Here is a 14,794-nt window from a genome sequence, read left to right as displayed (position 1 = left end):
CGGCACAGCGTGCTGGCCGAAACCGCAGGACCGGGGTCGCTCCGACTCTACAGAGCCTGCAGCTGGAAAGCCTGAAGCGGCTAGCCTATGGTCGGCTGATCGCGCCGGGCATTTCTGTCAGTACCCTTGTTGCCAACTGCGGCACATCAGTGATCAGACTGTCCACACCCATCTCCTTGAGCTTCAACATCATCTGCGGATCATTCACTGTCCACACCGAGACATGCAGACCATGGCGTTGCGCGTGGGCAATTCTGGCCGGATTGCACAGTTTCCAGTTCAACACCAGAAAGTGGCAGCCATATCTCAGGGCACTTTTAACCGGATCCAGAAAGCCGTATTCCTCGACCAGCCCAGTGGGCAGTGTGCAACCGCTTTGCTGTGCATAGCGGAGCAGGGTACGGCTGGATGAGGTGATCACCACCTTGTCCTGCAGGCCGTAATCATTGACCAGCGTAGTGAGCGCCTCGATGACCCGGCGCGATTGCCCGGTCGACCCGCTTTTGACTTCGAGTTGGTAGTGTTCGAACTCGGGACAGCTGCGAAACAGCTGCTCCAAGGTGGGAATGGGGCAGGGCGTTTGCCAGCCGGCAAGACCGTGACGGGCATCGAGACGCATGAGTTCGGCAGCGGTATGGGCAGCGACCTTGCCTTTAATGCCGGTGGTGCGCTTGAGCGTGGGGTCATGGATGACCATCAGCTGATGATCGGATGACAGGTGCAGATCCAGTTCTACCCGATTGACCCCGGCATCCAGTGCCTTGCGAAAGCTGGGCAGGGTGTTTTCCGGGGCTTCACCGCGGGCGCCTCGATGACCGTATATGAGCATGTTGACCTTCAGTTACCTGTTGGCGTCCGGTGCTGGCGCACGCTATGCACGACCTTGTCGTGCTCGAAATACACACTGAATTCGGCGTAATCCCAGCGGCTGATCGGCGGCTCGCCAATGGCGGCGTGACGGGTAACCGGTTCGCCATGTTGCTGGTTGACTGCGCTGATACTGGCGCCGCGCTGCGGCAAACTGATCTGCTGGCTGGAAGCCTGCTGGCCTACCGGGATGGTCAGGGTGCCGGCTTGTACGGACGCCGCTGCGAGCAAAATGGAAGCGAATGCCAGGGGCAGAAGATAATTCATGTCGAGGTCCTTTCGTTATTTTTCGCGGCACGGATTTCCTGTGCCTGTTTCTGCACAATGTGCCGGGACAGCAGTTGGCGCTGGGCATCATTGAACTGTTCGAAGCTTACCTGTATCAAATACCAGCCGGAAGAGCTGTCACGTGCGCAGTTGACCACTTTGACAGGTGCGCTCAGACCAATCGGTGTCGGTAGCAGCAGACGCAGATTGATCCAGCTGCCCACGTCCATTGCCTCATCGGTCGAAAAACTCAAGCCGGCTTCGCTCAGCGTAACAGCCACTGGTGCGCCCATGTCTTCGGTCATCTGCAGCGCCAATGCACGGCCGATCAGATCGACCCGTTTGCCGAGGATCTTCAGGTAGGCGGCAAGATTGCGGTCGCGTTCGCCGACCTGACGCAACAGGTGCTGGGATTCGTGGTCCAACAGATGCAATTCGCCGAGCAGCCCGAATAGGGGCGACTGTTCGGGCTGAGATGTCTGGCCATCGGCCGGCACATCGGTCGATCGATAATCCAGAGCCAGGTAATCATGAATCTGGAAGTAACCTGCATGCACATCGGAGAGAGTGTCGTCTTGCATGATCAGCCCCGTTTACCAAAACGGGATTCAGTGTAACATGGCAGCCCGAACTGCCATTCACCAGGGCTTTTCCCACTAGGTAATAATTGGTATTCCATGTTCAGACCCTTGCCGTTTTTTATCGGGTTGCGCTACACGCGCGCCAAACGTCGTAACCACTTTATATCCTTTATTTCTCTGATCTCCATGCTGGGCCTGACGCTCGGTGTATTGGTGATGATTTTGGTGCTGTCGGTGATGAACGGTTTCGACCGAGAGCTGCGCACCCGCATCCTCGGCATGGTGCCGCATGCCAGCATCAATGGCTATCAGCCGATCGACGATTGGCGTTCATTGGTGACCGAACTGGAAACTCACCCGGAGGTGGCTGCAGCGGCACCCTTCATCCAGCTGCAGGGAATGCTGACACACAACGGCAGCGTTGCGCCGGTATTGGTCAGTGGGGTAATTCCCGAGGCGGAAGCTGAAGTGTCCATCATTGATCAGCACATGCAGGCCGGCGCGCTGAGTGATCTGGCGGATGGCGAGTTCGGCATCATCATTGGTGAGCTGATTGCCAAACGCTTCAATGTGGGTGTGGGTGACAAGCTGACCTTCGTTATGCCGGAAGCCTCGGTTACGCCGGCAGGCGTCTTCCCTCGTTTGAAACGTTTTCATGTCACGGGGGTATTCAAGGTCGGCGCTGAGCTGGACGGCTCTATGGCCATGATCCATGCGGGTGACGCGGCGCGATTGAGCCGCTGGGAGCCGGGTCAGATGCAGGGCGTACGCTTGCGCCTGGACGATCTTTTCCGTGCACCGCAGGTAGCCTGGGATCTGGTGGCCCAACTGCCAGGGGCTTATTACGCCCAGGACTGGACGCGCAGTCATGGCAACCTGTTTGCCGCCATTCGCATGGAAAAGACCATGATCGGCTTGTTGCTGCTGCTGATCGTGGCGGTGGCGGCCTTCAATATCATTTCCACGCTGGTCATGGTGGTGACTGACAAGAAAGCCGATATCGCCATTCTGCGCACCCTGGGGGCGTCGCCCGGAACCATCATGGGTATCTTCATGGTCCAGGGATCGGTCATCGGCGTGGTCGGCACACTGACCGGTGGCATCCTGGGTGTGCTTGCGGCGCTCAATGTGTCGGCGCTGGTCGCTGGCATGGAGCGCCTGCTGGGTACCCAGTTCCTCAGCTCTGATGTGTATTTCATCAGTTATCTGCCGTCCCAGTTGATCTGGACGGATGTTGTGACCATTTGCACTGCGGCGCTGGGCATGAGCTTTCTGGCCACCCTGTATCCGGCATGGCGTGCATCCCGTACCGAACCGGCGGAGGCCTTGCGTTATGACTGAAGTAGTCCTGGAATGCCGGAAGCTGAGCAAACATTACGCGGTGGGCCCACAACAGCTGCAGGTGTTGGATGAGATTGATCTTGTTCTGCATGCCGGTGAGCGCATTGCCATTGTCGGCAGCTCTGGGTCAGGCAAGACCACGCTGCTTAACATGCTGGGGGGGTTGGATACGCCGAGTACCGGCGAAGTGTGGTTGGCAGGGCAGCAGATGTCAGCACTCAGTGAGGCGGATCGCGGTCAATTGCGTAATACCGGTTTGGGGTTCGTCTATCAGTTTCATCACCTATTGGCCGAATTCACCGCGCTGGAAAATGTCTGTATGCCATTACTTATCGGCTCCACGCCGATAAGTGAGGCGCGTGAGCGGGGTCTGGCCATGCTCGAGCGGGTCGGCTTGTCACCCCGAGCCGGGCATAAGCCGGCAGAGCTGTCCGGCGGTGAACGTCAGCGGGTGGCCATTGCCCGGGCGTTGATCAACGAGCCTGCCTGCGTCCTGCTCGACGAGCCTACCGGGAACCTGGATCAACATACGGCGCGCAGCGTACAACAGCTGATGCTGGAGCTCAGTCAGCGGTTGAACACGGCATTTCTGGTAGTGACCCATGATCTGGCTCTGGCGGGGCAGATGGACCGGGTGTTGACGCTCAATGAAGGATGTCTGGTGCAGCAGCCAGCCTGACAGGCAGCGCCAGACCCTAAGACTGACGACGGCGTCGCATTTTGCGACGTTGCCAGTTGCGTGCAACCCAGAAACGCCAATACAACAGAGTACCGGCATAGCCGATGCCGGCCAGTACGATACCGGATAGCAGTGAGCCCAGTAACAGGGGCTGCCATATGTGCTGCAATTCCGATGTCAGCCAGGTGAGTGACAACTCAACGGGCATGCTGCGCTCAGAGGTACCCAGCAGCAAGGTGCCGATCTTGTACTGCATGAAGAATACGGGCGGCATGGTGATCGGGTTGGTCAGCCAGACCAGGCCGACCGATATCGGCAGGTTCGCACGGGTGATCACGGCGATAAATGCGGATACCAGCATCTGCATGGGGATCGGTAGCATGGCAACAAACAAGCCGATGGCCATCGCCCGCGCAACGCTGTGGCGGGTAATGTGCCAGAGATTCGGATCATGAAGAATAGTCCCCATGAAGCGCAGTGATTTACTGCGTTTGATCCGTTCCGGGCTGGGCATGTAGCGTTTGAGTAGCTGGCGCGGCATTACAGACTGATCGCGGGAAGGATAAGCGGTAATTATGCCCCTAATACAGGTGGCCGACCACCACCGTCGTCGCAAATCACAACGACAGGATATTTCTGCGCATGGATGTGCCGCTGCTGCTGACAGCACTGATAGCTGGCATGCTGTTGCCTCTGGGGCTCACTGCCTTGCCGCCGCTCTGGCTGCCTGCGCTTTTCTTGTGCCTGGCACTGCTGCTGTGTCGCGGCCCCCGCTTGCGTTGGTTGGTCGTCTTGTGTGCTGGTCTTTTCTGGTCCTGCCTGTTCCATCATCACCTGCTGGCACAGCGCCTGCCGCCGGCACTGGATGGCGTCCGAGTAACCGTAGTGGCACAGATCGACGGCTTGCCGGAGGCGACTGAAACCGGTTGGCGGTTTGCCCTGGATAATGTGCGTCTGATTGAAAATGATGAATCCTTGCCGCCGATTCGAGTGCATTGGTTTGATGGCTTGCCGGTCAGTCCAGGTGAGCTCTGGCGATTCGAGATCACCATGCGTCGCCCAGCCGGTATGGCCAACCCTGGCGGTTTTGATTATGAGGCTTGGCTATATGCCCAGGGTATCGGTGCTTTGGGTAGTGTTCGCAGCGGCGAACGGATCAGCGAGGCGCCGCGTTATTCCGGTTTTGCGGCGCTGCGCAGCGAGATTCGAACGCGACTTTCCGCCGTACTGGAAGAGCAGCCGGGCGGCGCTAGGTTGATTGCGCTGGTGGTGGGTGACAAGAGTGTGCTCGCTCGGGAAGACTGGCTTGTATTGCAGGCCACGGGTACCAGCCATCTGATGGTCATCTCCGGCCTGCATGTCGGCATGCTGGCGGCGGCGGTATTTGGACTGGTGACGCTGCTGGGCCGATTCGGGTTGTTGGTCTGGCCGTGGCCACGATTATGGCTGGTGGTGCTGCTGGTGATTCCGATCGCTGCATTGTATGCCGTGCTGGCGGGGTTCGGTGTGCCGGTGCAGCGCGCGTTGTTGATGATAGTGTTGGCGTTGTTGATCCGTCTGCTGTACCGCCAGCCCCGGTTGTGGACCTTCTGGCTGGTGGCCTTTTCTGTCGTGGTGGCGCTCAACCCTGCTGCGCCCTTGCGGGCCGGGTTCTGGTTGTCCTTTGTCGCAGTCGGCTGGTTGCTGTATGGCATGGGCGCCCGGCTGGCGGCAACCTCGCTCTGGTGGCGATGGGGGCGGGCGCAGTGGGTGGTGTTCGTCGGCCTGTGGCCCTGGTTGATGCTCTGGAGCATGCCCGCAAGCCTGACAGCACCATTGGCCAACGTGGTGGCAATCCCCTGGGTTAGCCTGCTGGTGGTTCCGGCCGCATTGTTGGGGACGCTACTGGAACTGCTCTTCGATTTTCCCTGGTTGTTGAAAGCGGCGGCGACTGCGCTGAACTGGTTGTTTGATAGTCTCGGCTGGGTAGCGCAATTGCGCGATCCCGAACGGCTCGCTGCTCCCGACTGGCTGGGCTTCCTACTCGGCCTGGTGGGTATTGCCGCGCTGTTGAGCCCGATAGCACGCATCCTCTGGTTGCCCGCCATCCTGTGTCTTCTGGCATTGTTGCTGCCGCCGCAGCAACGTCCGCCACCCGGTCAGCTCTGGGTCACAGTGCTGGATGTGGGGCAGGGTTTGTCGGTGCTATTGCAAACGCATCAGCATGATCTGCTGTATGACACCGGAGCCCGTTTCAGCAGTGGCTTCGACCTGGGTGAGGCGGTGGTGCATCCGGCACTGCTGGCATTGGGTGTGCGCAAACTGGACACTCTGCTGCTCAGTCATGCTGATAACGATCACGCCGGCGGCGCACCTTTTGTGGCTGCCCGTTTGCCGGTGGCACAGACCCTTGCGGGCCAGCATGCCGATATCGATCCGGTGCTGCAGGCGCAGCCCTGCATACCCGGCGACAACTGGCAGTGGGACGGCGTTCGTTTCGAAATATTGTACAGCCCGCCACCACCCGCGCCGCCCAATGAACAATCCTGCGTACTGCGGGTGATTAATGGCAACAGCGCGGTGCTGCTGCCTGGCGACCTGGGTATTCGCGGCGAGTATCAGATGCTCGACAGACCACTGGCTGCCGAGCTATTGCTGGCGCCTCATCATGGCAGTCGGAGTTCGTCATCCTATGCCTTCATCCGTGCGGTGAACCCGCGCTGGGTGGTATTCAGCGCGGGACGGCACAGCCAGTATGGGCATCCCCATCCACTTGTTGTGGAACGATACCGCGAATTGGAGGCCGAACCGGTTTATACTGCCACCGCCGGAGCGATACGCTTTGTCCTGGACGACACAGGGAAGATCCGCCGGGAATGGTCCTGGCGAGAGCGTGCACGACGCTTCTGGCATGAAGATCAAGCTGTGCCCTCAGATCGCTGAACAGGCATCGGGGCAGATGCTAGAGTAGATAAATCTTGGAGGGAACGCCTGTGTGGGAACTGATCAGTGCTGGTGGTTGGCTGATGTTGCCGATCGTATTGTCATCCGTTGTAGCTGTAGCCATCGTTTTTGAACGCCTGTGGGCGCTGCGCAGCAGTCGCGTTGCCCCGGCCAATCTGTTGGGACAGGCTTGGCGCTGGGTCAAGGAAGGACAGCTCGATGCGACCCGACTTAAGTCGCTGCGCGCCGACTCACCGCTGGGCGAGATCCTCGCTGCCGGTCTGTCGAATACCCGGCATGGTCGAGAGATCATGAAAGAAAGCATCCAGGAAGCCGCGACCAAGGTCATCCATGAGCTTGAGCGTTATCTCAATACTCTGGGCACCATTGCTGCCATCACCCCGCTGCTCGGCCTGCTGGGTACGGTGATCGGCATGATCGACGTGTTCACCGCCGTGATGGTGCAAGGTACCGGTAACACGGCGGTTCTCGCCGGCGGTATCTCCAAGGCGCTGATCACCACCGCTGCCGGCTTGACCGTTGCCATTCCGGCACTGTTCTTCCATCGTTTCTTTGTTCGTCGGGTTGATGAGCTGGTCGTCGCCATGGAGCAGGAAGCTACCAAACTGGTAGAGGCCGTTCAGGGCAATCGGGACGCTGAGCCAAATGGCAACGGTTCTGCAGTGCGTGCGGCAACCCAGCGGCCTGCCAGCACGGCCAAAGGAAACTGAGTCATGAACTTTCGACGTACTCATCGGGAGGAGGTCAGCGTCAACCTGACGCCGCTGATCGACGTGGTGTTTCTGTTACTGATCTTCTTCATGGTCTCCACCACCTTTACCCGGGAAACCCAGCTAAAACTCGATCTGCCGGAATCCGCCTCGGGTGATCCGGTGGAAAATCGCAATCTGGAGCAGATCGAGGTACTTATCTCGGCTGCGGGAGAGGTCATGATCAACGGCAAGGCGCTGATCAACCCCGGACTCGATACCCTGCAAACTGCACTCCAGCGTGAGTCTGGGGGCGACACAGGCCTGCCAGTGGTGATTACCGCCGATGCCAAGACGCCGCACCAGTCAGTTATCACGGTCATGGATGCCGCCGGCCAACAGGGCTTCAGTCGTCTGCGCCTGACCACCAACGAGCTGGAAGCGCAGGGGCAGTGAAGCGTTTCTCGCTGGAAAGCTTCATGCTGCGCTCCTGGTACGGGAAGCGCGGCTGGCTGCTACTGCTGCGACCCCTTTCGCTGCTGTACCAGCGGGTTGTGCTGAGTCGTCGACAGCGCTACCTGAACAGCCCCGAAGCCAGTTGGCAACCACCGGTGCCGCTGATCGTGGTGGGTAATATCACCCTCGGTGGCACAGGCAAAACGCCCATGGTGATCTGGCTGGTGGAGCACTTGAGTGCCCGCGGCTTGCGAGTAGGCGTCATCAGCCGTGGCTATGGTGCGCAACCGCCATCGCTGCCGTGGCGTATTCAGCCTGCTGAGGACGGACCGGAACAGGTTGGTGACGAGCCGCTGCTGATTGCTGGCCGCTGCCAGGTGCCGGTGGTGATCGACCCGGATCGTGCGAGGGCAGGGCAGCACTTGCTGGAGCACGCCGGGGTTGATGTGATCATCAGTGATGATGGCCTGCAGCACTATCGCATGGGCCGCACGCTGGAAATGGTCATGCTTGACCACGCACGTGGGTTGGGCAATGCCCGCTGCCTGCCGGAGGGACCGCTGCGCGAGCCTGCCTCCCGTCTGAACTCGGTGGACCTGATCGTGCGCAATGGCGCGGAAGCGGATGGTGATGGCGCTTTTGCCATGCAGCTGCAGGCGACGGAACTGGTTAACCTGAAAACCGGACAAAGACTCAAGCCGGCCGAGTGGAAGGCTCGCCCCAGAGTTCAGGCCGTGGCCGGGATCGGCAATCCCCAGCGCTTCTGCAAAACGCTGGAGAGCCTGGCCTTCATACCGACATTACACGCTTTCGCCGATCACGCCCGCTACAATACGGACAGCTTTGCCGAGTTCGATCGTGGCGAGCCCCTGATCATGACCGAAAAGGACGCGGTAAAATGCATGGGTTTTGCGCGTGAGCACTGGTGGTATCTGCGTGTCGATGCTCAATTGAGTGCCGCCTTCGTTGCGGCATTGCATGAACGGCTGGACAGCCATTTGCCGTCCTGCCGGAATATTACCCTCTGACCGGAGTCTGACGATGGATCCCAAATTGCTCGATATCCTGGCTTGCCCGCTATGCAAGGGCCCGCTGGTACAGAATCAGGATAAAACCGAACTGTGGTGCCGTGCCGATGGGTTGGCCTACCCGGTGCGTGATGGTATCCCCGTGATGCTGGAGACCGAGGCGCGCGCGCTGGATGCGGACGAGAGGCTGGATCACTGATCATGTTTCACGTCATCATACCTGCCCGTTACGCCTCCACCCGCCTGCCCGGAAAACCGCTGCAGGATATCGCCGGCAAGCCGATGATCCGTCATGTCTGGGAGCAGGCCGGCAAGAGCTCGGCAGCTTCCGTGACGGTGGCGACGGATGATCCGCGTATCGTTGAGGTTTGCCGCGAGTTCGGGGCGGATGTTGTTCTGACCCGTACCGATCACCCCTCCGGCACCGATCGGCTGCAGGAGGTGGTAACTCAGTTGGGTCTGGAAGCCGATGCCCATGTGGTGAATGTCCAGGGTGATGAGCCGCTGATCCCTCCCGCGCTCATCGACCAGGTCGCGGGCAATCTGCGGGCCTTCCCGGCGGCAAGCATCGCTACCCTGGCCGAGCCATTGGAGGACGTTGAGACGCTGTTCAATGCCAACGCGGTCAAGGTGGTTACCGATCATCAAGGCTTTGCACTGTATTTCAGTCGCGCGCCCATGCCCTGGTGCCGCGATGATTTTGCCGATGGCCGCCCGGCGGCGCTGCCGCCGGGAACTCCCTTTCGCCGTCATATTGGTCTGTATGCTTACAAAGTGGGCTTTCTGCATGATTATGTGCGCTGGCCGGCCAGCCCGCTGGAGACAGCGGAATCGCTGGAGCAGCTGCGTGCATTGTGGTTCGGCTGTCGGATTCATGTTGCTGACGCCTGCGAAGTGCCTCCGGCTGGCGTGGATACCGTTGAGGATCTGCAGCGGGTGCGCCAGTTACTGGCTGCGAACTGATGCTGCCGGCAATTATCTCCTCAGCGGATTTGCGTGCCCTCAATACCTTTGGTATCAGCGAGCAGGCCGAGCGCCTGATACTGGTAGAGAACGAAGTTCAGCTGTGTCAGGCGCTGGCGGTTGCAAAGCAGCATGACTGGCCTGTAACCCTGTTGGGTGGTGGGAGCAACATGGTGCTGGCGGGCCCGCTATCGGGCCTGGTAATCGGCATGCGCAGTCGTGGGCGACGGGTGACTGCCCGTCATTCGAGCAGCGTGATTGTCGAAGGTGAAGCCGGTGAGAACTGGCATCAGTGGGTCTGCTGGAGTCTGGACCATGGCTTTCATGGTCTGGAAAACCTGTCGCTGATTCCCGGTACTCTGGGCGCCGCTCCGGTACAGAATATCGGGGCTTACGGTGTTGAGCTGTGCGATGTATTCGATAGCCTCGATGCGCTGGACCGCACTACGGGAGAGATCAAGCAGTTCGATCGTCAGGCCTGCCGGTTTGCCTATCGCGACAGTGTATTCAAGCAGCAGCCGGGCCGCTTCGTTATATTGCGGGTGCGCCTGCGGTTGAGTACACAGCCGATACCTACACTGGATTACGCTCCCTTGGCCGCCGCTTGGAGAAACACGGGATTGCAGCAGCCGGACAGTCGGGTAATCAGCCAACTGGTCTGCCAGGTGCGCCGCTCGAAACTGCCTGACCCGGCAGAGTTGGGTAATGCTGGGAGTTTTTTCAAGAATCCGCTGGTGGCCGCTGAGCATGCTGCAGCGCTGCTGGGGCGCTGGTCAGACCTGCCGCATTACCCTCAACCTGATGGCAGTGTAAAGCTGGCTGCTGGCTGGCTCATAGAGCAGGCAGGGTGGAAGGGGTATTGTCGAGGCAATGTCGGGGTGCATCGACAGCAAGCTTTGGTGCTGGTCAATTATGGTGGTGCCCGGGGCGCAGACGTCATGGCGCTGGCAGGTGATATTCAGCGGGACGTGCTGGCCAGGTTTGGTGTGGAGCTCGAAATGGAGCCGCAGCTTATAGGCGGATGAGCGGTGGATGAAACTGGCTGAAATCAGCAGGCTTGAAGCGCCATAACTGACATGAATGAAAAAGGGGATGCCAATGGCATCCCCTTTTTTGTTGCTGTGATGAAAATCAGCTCTTGGGTGTTTCAGAGCGGTTGTCATCTTTCTCAGGCGCTTCCTGTTGCTCCGGGGCGTTGGTGGCCGGATGCTCCGGTACCTCAGCTACGTCGGTGCTGGGGATCGCGGTGTTAGCTGCAGTCTCATCTGGCGTATCGGGTTTGGCTTCCTCGATATGCTCAATGACTTCCTGAGCTTCGGCCATGGCTTCGCTCACCGGCTCGGCGGGCTGCTGCGCTGGGGCTTCGGCCACAGGCTCGGCGCTGGTTTCAGCAGCGGCTGCTGGCGCTTCGCTTTTGGCGTCGGCTTCAGCTTGCTGCTCGGCCAGGCGCTTGGCTTCCAGGCGACGCTTGCGGATCTCACGTGGGTCGTTGAACGCGCGACCACTTTCAGTGAGCGCCGGAATCTGCTGCTTGGCTTCCTGTTGCACTGCCGGAGCGGCTTCCTGCTGTTTCTGCTCTTGCTCCTGAGCTTCGACCGGAGTTGATGGTGCAGCGGGTGCTGGTTCAGCTTTCGGAGTCTCGACAGCAACCGCTTCAGGGGCCGGAGTGGCCTCTTCGGTTGCTGCTTCGATTACTGCAGCTGGCTCCGGTTCGACGGCTACAGGTGCAGCTGTCTGTTCAACCACCTGTGGTTCCGGCTTCGGCTCCGGTTCCGGCGTCGGCTCGACGGCTGCAGATTCAGGCTCGGCCTGAACCTGACTGCTCGCCTCATCGCGCTGGGACTGGGTGAAGGCTTCCACGGCGTGTTCGATCGACTGCTCGATGTCGGAGACTGCCTGAGTCAGGCCTGCCTCAACGGGCTGACTGATGTCTTTCGGGGTCTCGACAGGTGTCTCGGCAACTGCCGGGGCAGCGGCTTCGACAGCAGGCTCGTTGATCATTTCTGCTGGCTCATGACCTTCGCTGGCTGCAACGGCCTCGGTGACGGCAATCGCGGCAGCAACCGGTACGACAACCTCGGCATTTGTAGCAACATTCTGCTCGTCGCCGGTTGAGGCAGCAGCAGTGTCATTGCTGGACGCCTCGGAGGTGGTGGCATTGTCAGCGCTGTTATCGTCCTGAGCGGAACGGCTGCGACGGTTGTTGCGACGACGCTGGCTATTGCGCGAGCGGCGCTTCGGACGATCACCTTCAGCTGTGGTCTCGCTATCGACCTGCTCGCTTGCCTGGTCGACAGGCAGTTCTTCATCCTTCACTGCAGCCCGTTCGGCCTGAGGTTGGGGACGACGCTCTTCGCGGCTGTGCCCCTGCTCGGTTGTGGTGGCGCGTTGCTCGTTGCTCTCGGCGCTGGCAGCAGTATTGGCGCTGGGGCTGCGGCGGCGACGACGGCTGGTGGTACCCTCCGTCGGTTTGCTGGCAGTCGCTGCTGGCGTTTCGGTAGCTGCTACCGCTTCGCTGGTCTTGCGTTCGGCACGTTGCGGCTTGTCGTTACGTTCAGCCGTGGACTCGCCATTGCGTGGGGTGTTGCGGCCGCCGGTACGAGCATCGCTGCGTCCGTCGCGGTCAGTCCGTGGCCGGCGGTTCCGGTTGCTGCGGCGCTCGTTACTGCGGCTGTCATCGCCAGCGGGTTTGCGGTTGGCCTGGACTGCGGGCGGCTGTTCGGCTTCGCCGGCCTGACGGCTGTCACTGGCAAAGATGCCGACCAGAGATTTGATCAAGCTCTTGATCAAGCCCGGCTGGGATTCCTGAATTGCCTTGTTCGCGGCAGCGACCGGCGCGGGTGCCGGGGTCGAGGCAGCGGCAGGGCGCGAATGCGTAGGCGTTTTGACAGCGGCTTCCTGACGCACAATGGCGCGGGTCTGGCTGACTTGCACGGGCTCTTCCTGCTCAGCTTCGGTACTGCTCATGCTGTAGCTGGATTCGCTGTTGAGTACCGCTTCCTGATCGTCACGCAGACGCTGGACTTCGAAATGCGGGGTGTCCATGTGAGCGTTCGGCAGGACCAGCAGACGCACTTTGGTGCGGGCTTCGGTTTTTGCCAGAACGTCGCGCTTCTCGTTGAGCAGGAAGGTGGCGATGGAAACCGGAACGTGAGCACGTACTTCTGCAGTACGGTCCTTCAGTGCTTCTTCTTCGATCAGGCGCAGCACCGAGAGGGACAGGGATTCAACGTCACGAATGGTGCCGCGGCCATTACAACGTGGGCAGACGATGCCGCTGGTTTCGCCAAGGGAGGGGCGCAGACGCTGACGGGACATTTCCAGCAGGCCGAAACGGGAGATGCGCCCGACCTGTACACGGGCACGGTCGGCTTCGAGGCTTTCGCGTACCCGTTCTTCCACGGCGCGCTGGTTCTTGGCCGGGGTCATGTCGATGAAATCGATGACGATCAGGCCACCGATATCACGCAGACGCAGCTGACGGGCGATTTCTTCGGCCGCTTCCAGGTTGGTGTGCAGTGCGGTTTCCTCGATATCACCGCCTTTGGTAGCGCGCGCCGAGTTGATGTCGATGGATACCAGAGCTTCGGTGTGATCGATGACGATGGAGCCGCCGGAGGGCAGCTTCACTTCGCGATCGAACGCGGTCTCGATCTGGCTTTCGATCTGGAAGCGATTGAACAGCGGTACGCTGTCTTCGTAGAGTTTGACCTTGCTCGCGTACTGCGGCATGACCTGGCTGATGAAGTTGAGTGCTTCTTCCTTGACGGTTTCGCTGTCGATCAGCACTTCGCCGATGTCCTGGCGCAGATAGTCGCGGATGGCGCGGATGATGACGTTGCTTTCCTGATAGATCAGGAAGGTGCCGCTGCGCTCGCTGGACGCGGTCTTGATCGCTTCCCAGAGTTGCAGCAGGTAATCCAGGTCCCCTTGCATTTCCTCTGCGCTGCGGCCGAGACCAGCGGTCCGGACAATCATGCCCATGTCGGCGGGAACGTTGAGGCTGTTGAGGGCTTCGCGCAACTCATTGCGCTCTTCACCTTCGATACGACGGGAAATGCCACCGGCTCGGGGGTTGTTGGGCATCAATACCAGGTAACGACCAGCCAGGCTGATGAAAGTGGTCAGTGCCGCGCCCTTGTTGCCGCGCTCTTCCTTATCGACCTGGACGATGACTTCCTGGCCTTCCTTGAGCACTTCCTTGATATTGACGCGGCCTTCGGGCTGTTTGGTGAAGTACTCGCGGGAGATTTCCTTCAACGGCAAAAAGCCGTGACGCTCGGAGCCGAAGTCGACGAAAGCGGCCTCAAGGCTGGGCTCGACGCGGGTGATGCGCCCTTTATAGATATTTGACTTCTTCTGTTCGCGTGCGCCGGACTCGATATCCAGGTCGTACAGCTTCTGGCCGTCTACCAGCGCAACGCGCAACTCTTCTGGCTGAGTTGCGTTGATCAGCATTCTTTTCATGAAGTACCGTTGTGTTTCCAATGCTTTCCGGAACACGAGTACGGCACCTGATTCTTCCGTTTAGGTGTCAGGCGTGTTTCTGCTTGGGCCAACCTTGCCCTTGTTCAGAATTCAAAATTGCCGTGCCGTTGGGCAACAGCAGTTCAGTCTGTTATGGCGAGTACAGAGAAACTTAACTTTTAGGGAGGAATCAGCCGGACTGGGGACGGGGACACACATCGTTGCAAGTGTCAGCGCTCGTCACATCATCCTGAAGCTGTGCATCTCCACCTAATCACTTGCCCATCTGAATCGGTGCCGCTCGTCGTATTCGGGGAGCGGGTTGATATTCTGCCGGCCTGTGGCCTGCAGCGTGTTTTATCGAGCTCCGCCGGCGGTGCTTTTCCTGCCTGGCGAAGGCTCTACATCAGTGTTTCTGGGAATCCTGGCAATCGCTTCGACTGCTTCTGTCTTCCAGCTGCCTTTTGCGCAGCTCGTCGGACTATAGCAGCATTAATCAAGTGCTTCAATTGC

Annotated in this window: 14 protein-coding genes; 9 read left to right on the top strand and 5 right to left on the bottom strand. The window is 59.7% G+C overall.

All coding sequences use genetic code 11. The features are described 5' to 3' along the window. Positions 1-85 precede the first annotated feature (85 nt). Genes INT39_RS16895 through INT39_RS16885 form a run of 3 tightly spaced genes read right to left on the bottom strand, consistent with a single transcriptional unit; the run spans position 86 to position 1,715 of the window. Complete coding sequence (locus tag INT39_RS16895; protein ID WP_193075164.1) at positions 86-829, bottom strand: glycerophosphodiester phosphodiesterase; 744 nt, start codon at positions 827-829, stop codon at positions 86-88. Between the two features lie 8 nt (positions 830-837). Next, positions 838-1,134: a phosphodiesterase gene (locus tag INT39_RS16890; RefSeq protein ID WP_193075163.1), complete on the bottom strand. Its 297-nt coding sequence runs from the start codon at positions 1,132-1,134 to the stop codon at positions 838-840. Continuing rightward, positions 1,131-1,715: a PilZ domain-containing protein gene (locus INT39_RS16885; RefSeq protein ID WP_193075162.1), complete on the bottom strand. Its 585-nt coding sequence runs from the start codon at positions 1,713-1,715 to the stop codon at positions 1,131-1,133. Before INT39_RS16885 ends, INT39_RS16890 begins: the two co-directional genes overlap by 4 nt. 96 nt (positions 1,716-1,811) lie before the next feature. Here INT39_RS16885 and INT39_RS16880 point away from each other — a divergent pair, with 96 nt between their 5' ends. Next, the gene (locus INT39_RS16880) at positions 1,812-3,056 is read left to right on the top strand and encodes a lipoprotein-releasing ABC transporter permease subunit (RefSeq protein WP_193075161.1); all 1,245 of its coding nucleotides are present in this window, start codon (positions 1,812-1,814) and stop codon (positions 3,054-3,056) included. Further along, entirely contained in the window at positions 3,049-3,735 is a 687-nt protein-coding gene (gene lolD / locus INT39_RS16875) for a lipoprotein-releasing ABC transporter ATP-binding protein LolD (RefSeq protein WP_193075160.1), read from the top strand. Before INT39_RS16880 ends, lolD begins: the two co-directional genes overlap by 8 nt. 16 nt (positions 3,736-3,751) lie before the next feature. Here the strand turns inward: lolD and INT39_RS16870 are convergent, their stop codons facing one another. After that, positions 3,752-4,276 carry a DUF2062 domain-containing protein gene (locus tag INT39_RS16870; protein WP_193075159.1) on the bottom strand — a complete coding sequence of 175 codons (525 nt, stop codon included), beginning with the start codon at positions 4,274-4,276 and terminating at the stop codon, positions 3,752-3,754. Between the two features lie 101 nt (positions 4,277-4,377). Here INT39_RS16870 and INT39_RS16865 point away from each other — a divergent pair, with 101 nt between their 5' ends. Genes INT39_RS16865 through murB form a run of 7 tightly spaced genes read left to right on the top strand, consistent with a single transcriptional unit; the run spans position 4,378 to position 10,839 of the window. Beyond that, entirely contained in the window at positions 4,378-6,657 is a 2,280-nt protein-coding gene (locus INT39_RS16865) for a DNA internalization-related competence protein ComEC/Rec2 (RefSeq protein ID WP_193075158.1), read from the top strand. A gap of 50 nt (positions 6,658-6,707) precedes the next feature. Beyond that, complete coding sequence (locus tag INT39_RS16860) at positions 6,708-7,388, top strand: MotA/TolQ/ExbB proton channel family protein (protein WP_193075157.1); 681 nt, start codon at positions 6,708-6,710, stop codon at positions 7,386-7,388. A gap of 3 nt (positions 7,389-7,391) precedes the next feature. Beyond that, complete coding sequence (locus INT39_RS16855; RefSeq protein WP_193075156.1) at positions 7,392-7,823, top strand: ExbD/TolR family protein; 432 nt, start codon at positions 7,392-7,394, stop codon at positions 7,821-7,823. Between the two features lie 23 nt (positions 7,824-7,846). Next, entirely contained in the window at positions 7,847-8,851 is a 1,005-nt protein-coding gene (gene lpxK, locus INT39_RS16850; RefSeq protein WP_193075230.1) for a tetraacyldisaccharide 4'-kinase, read from the top strand. A 13-nt stretch (positions 8,852-8,864) separates the two neighbouring features. After that, on the top strand, positions 8,865-9,050 hold the full coding sequence (locus INT39_RS16845; protein ID WP_193075155.1) for a Trm112 family protein: 186 nt from the start codon (positions 8,865-8,867) through the stop codon (positions 9,048-9,050). A 2-nt stretch (positions 9,051-9,052) separates the two neighbouring features. Next, positions 9,053-9,814 carry a 3-deoxy-manno-octulosonate cytidylyltransferase gene (gene kdsB / locus INT39_RS16840; protein WP_193075154.1) on the top strand — a complete coding sequence of 254 codons (762 nt, stop codon included), beginning with the start codon at positions 9,053-9,055 and terminating at the stop codon, positions 9,812-9,814. Next, on the top strand, positions 9,814-10,839 hold the full coding sequence (gene murB / locus INT39_RS16835) for a UDP-N-acetylmuramate dehydrogenase (protein ID WP_193075153.1): 1,026 nt from the start codon (positions 9,814-9,816) through the stop codon (positions 10,837-10,839). The genes kdsB and murB overlap by 1 nt, the downstream gene beginning before the upstream one ends. Before the next feature lie 106 nt (positions 10,840-10,945). Here murB and rne read toward each other — a convergent pair whose 3' ends face one another. Next, positions 10,946-14,281: a ribonuclease E gene (gene rne, locus INT39_RS16830; protein ID WP_193075152.1), complete on the bottom strand. Its 3,336-nt coding sequence runs from the start codon at positions 14,279-14,281 to the stop codon at positions 10,946-10,948. Positions 14,282-14,794: the final 513 nt, after the last annotated feature.

The organism is Pseudomonas sp. FME51, assembly GCF_014897305.1.
Note: the sequence above shows the minus strand (reverse complement) of the source record. Positions and strands in the feature narration are given on the sequence as shown.